This is a genomic window from Actinocrinis sp. (genome assembly GCF_035946395.1).
In the GTDB taxonomy this organism is placed as follows: Bacteria; Actinomycetota; Actinomycetes; order Streptomycetales; family Catenulisporaceae; genus Actinocrinis.
In genome coordinates, this window is record NZ_DASYZI010000118.1 from 1 (window position 1) to 3,520 (window position 3,520).

At 67.9% G+C, this 3,520-nt stretch carries 2 protein-coding genes and 1 pseudogene; all 3 read left to right on the forward strand.

Annotated elements, in window-relative coordinates; translation table 11 throughout:
- A partial coding sequence (locus tag VGS97_RS07535) for a TetR family transcriptional regulator (RefSeq protein ID WP_326852529.1) occupies nt 1-942 on the forward strand: 942 nt, incomplete at its 5' end.
- 93 nt (nt 943-1,035) lie between these two features.
- Nucleotides 1,036-2,775 (forward strand): ABC transporter ATP-binding protein, encoded by a 1,740-nt coding sequence (locus VGS97_RS07540; protein ID WP_326852530.1) that lies wholly within the window; start codon nt 1,036-1,038, stop codon nt 2,773-2,775.
- Nucleotides 2,776-3,125: 350 nt separating this feature from the next.
- Nucleotides 3,126-3,520: pseudogene (locus VGS97_RS07545) on the forward strand (ABC transporter ATP-binding protein); the annotation flags it as partial.

The following is a 3,520-nucleotide window of genomic DNA, read 5'->3' on the forward strand; positions in this document are numbered from 1 at the left end:
CCGGGCCTGCGCGAGCGCAAGAAACTGGCGACGCGTCAGGCGCTGAGCGACGCCGCGATCCAGCTCGCGCTCGAACGGGGCTTCGACAATCTGCGGGTCGAGGACATCGCCGAGGCCGCCGGCGTCTCCCCGCGCACCTTCAACAACTACTTCTCAAGCCGGGAGGAGGCCATCTGCGCCGCGCGCACCGCGCAGATCGAGCGGATCGCGCGGGAACTGGTGTCCAGACCCGCCGAGGAATCGCTGCTCGAAGCCATCGGCAACGCGATGACTGCCGACTCCGGCCGCCACCGGGAACCGGTGCGCGACGTCGTCCGCCTGTTCGTCGCGAATCCGTCGGTGCACGCCGAGTTCCTGCGGACCGCCGGGCAGACCACCTCGCCGATGATCGAGGCCGTGGCGGAGCGCACCGGCACCCAACCGGACGACCTGCTGCCGCAGGTTGTCACCTCTGCGGCGCTCGGCGCGATGCGTGCCGCGATGCACAAGTGGCTGTCCGACGAGGAGTCACCGCCGTACCCGAGCCTGGTGCGCGAGGCGCTTAATCAGTTGCGCATGCTGGCCGCCACCCCCGAGGCTGCGGCACTGGTCAAATCCCCACCGAGCGTCCCCGAACTGGATACTCCCGGACCGGCCGCACCCGGACCGAGCACTCCTGAACTGGGTCCCCCTGGATCGAGCACCACCGCACTGAGCAACTCTGCACTGAGTAACTCTGCACTGCGCAACTCCGCACTGAGTGACTCTGTGCCGGGCATCGCCGGACCGAACATCACCCGACCAAGCGATCTCGCGCCGAGTGACTCCGCATCCGACGATCCTGCGGCCGACAACGCCGTCGGCACTCCCGCCTCCGGATCCGGCACGACGGTGCGCGACGATGTCAGCGCTGTCAGCGCCGCGTCAGCGCGGCGGGCCATCATCAGTGGCCGAGCAGCCTGACCGCCCGACTCAGCCTTACCGCCCAAGTCAGCCTTACCGACCAATCGGGGACGGACCGCGTTTCCACCCCCCTCACGATCTGAGAGTATCCGTGTGCTGATCAAGATCTTGCGCGCCTTCCTTCGCCCGTACGCCAGACCGCTGACGGTGATCGTCACGCTCCAACTGGCGTCGACCATAGCCACGCTCTATCTCCCCACGCTCAACGCCGACATCATCGACAACGGCGTGGTCAAGGGAGACACCGGCTACATCATGACCGTCGGCGCCCTGATGCTCGGCATCTCGCTCGGCCAGATCTGCTGCTCGATCGGCGCGGTCTACTTCAGCGCCCGCACCGCGATGGCCGTCGGCCGCGACATCCGGGCCGCGGTCTTCACCCGCGTGCAGGACTTCTCCGCCCGCGAGGTCGGCCGGTTCGGCGCCCCGTCGCTGATCACCCGCACCACCAACGACGTGCAGCAGGTCCAGATGCTGGCCCTGCTCAGCTTCACCCTGATGGTCACCGCGCCGATCATGATGCTCGGCGGCGTCATCATGGCGTTGAACCAGGACGTGCCGCTCTCCGGGTTGCTCCTGGTCATCGTGCCGGTATTGGGGATCTCGGTCAGTCTGATCATCTCCAGGATGACGCCGCTGTTCAAGAGCATGCAGACCCGGATCGACGGGCTCAACCGCATCCTGCGCGAGCAGATCAGCGGCATCCGCGTCGTGCGCGCCTTCGTCCGTGACACCGCCGAGCGGCAGCGCTTTGACAAGGCCAACACCGAGCTGCGGGACGTCTCCATGGCCTCCGGCCGGCTCATGACGATGATGTTCCCGACCGTGATGCTGGTGATGAACCTGTCCAGCGTCGCCGTCATGTGGTTCGGCGGTCACCGGATCCAGAGCGGCGGCATGCAGATCGGCGCGCTGACCGCATTCATCAGCTATCTGATGCAGATCCTGATGTCGGTGATGATGGCCACCTTCATGTTCATGATGGTGCCGCGCGCCCAGGTCTCCGCCGAGCGCATCAAGGAGGTGCTGGACACCGAGAGCAGCGTCGTGCTGTCCGGCAGCCCGGTGCCGATCGAGGGAAGTCGCGGATATCTGGAGCTGCGGGAGGTCGAGTTCCGCTACCCGGGTGCCGAGGAGCCGGTGCTCAAGGGCATCGACGTGGTGGCCACGCCGGGCGAGGTCACCGCTGTGATCGGTGGTACCGGCAGCGGAAAGACCACGCTGCTGAATCTGATCCCGCGGCTCATGGACACGACCGGCGGCACCGTGCTCGTGGACGGGATCGACGTGCGCAACCTCGACCCGGTCGGACTGTCCGAGGCGGTGGCCCTGGTACCGCAGAAGCCCTACCTGTTCAGCGGCACCGTGGCGTCCAACCTGCGCTACGGCAAGCCCGACGCCACCGACGAGGAGTTGTGGCACGCACTTGACGTGGCGCAGGCACGCGACTTCGTCGAGGCGATGCCGGACGGCCTGGACGCGCCGATCTCCCAGGGCGGCACGAACGTCTCCGGCGGCCAGCGCCAGCGGCTCGCCATCGCCCGGGCGCTGGTCCGCCGCCCGGACATCTACCTGTTCGACGACTCATTCTCGGCTCTCGACTACGCGACTGACGCAGCGTTGCGCACCGCGCTGACCCGGGAGACCGCCGACGCGACCGTGGTGATCGTCGCGCAGCGGGTCAACACCATCCGGCACGCGGACCGGATCATCGTCCTCGACGAAGGCCGGGTGGTCGGCGTCGGCACGCACGAGGATCTGATGCAGGACGTGGACGGAACCTACCGGGAGATCGTGCTCTCCCAGCTCACTGAGCAGGAGGCAGCGGCGTGAGCAGGCAGACGGGGAATCCACCCGGGGACGAGGCACCCCGATCCGGCGGCGGTAACGGCGCCCGGCCCGGAGGCGGTGCCCTCAACGGCGGCAACGGCGCGAATGGCGTCAATGGCCTGAACGGCGTGAACGGCGTGAACGGCAATAAGGGAGCTAACGAAGCTGACGAAGCCGGCGGCCTGACCGATAGAGCTAAGGGTGTTGGCGGTACTGGCGGTCCTAGCCGCGTCGACGGTCCCGGTGCTCCCGGTGCTCCCGGTGCTCCCGGTGCTCCCGGCGGTACTGGCGGTACTGGTATTGCTGGCGGAGCCGCCGGCCCTGGAGGCGCGGCGCCGAACGGCGATCGCGTCGTGCCCAAGCGTGGTCCGGGACCGGCGGCCGGCGGCGGTGGCATGCGCGGGCCGATGGCCTTCATGGGCGGCAGGTCCACCGAGAAGTCGCTGGACTTCAAGAACTCCAGCATGCGCCTGCTGCGCATGATGCGGCCGGAGCGGGGACTGATCGCGCTCGGCCTGCTGATCAGCGTCGCCTCGGTGACACTCAGTGTGACCGGCCCGAAGGTGCTCGGCCACGCCACAGACCTGATCTTCGCCGGAGTCATCAGCAAGCAGATCCCGAACGGCGTCACCCAGGCGCAACTGGTCGCCCGGCTGCGTGCCGAGGGCAAGGGCAACCTTGCCGACGTGATCGGTTCGGTGAACGTGACTCCCGGTGCGGGCATCGACTTCACCCACGTCGGGCAGGT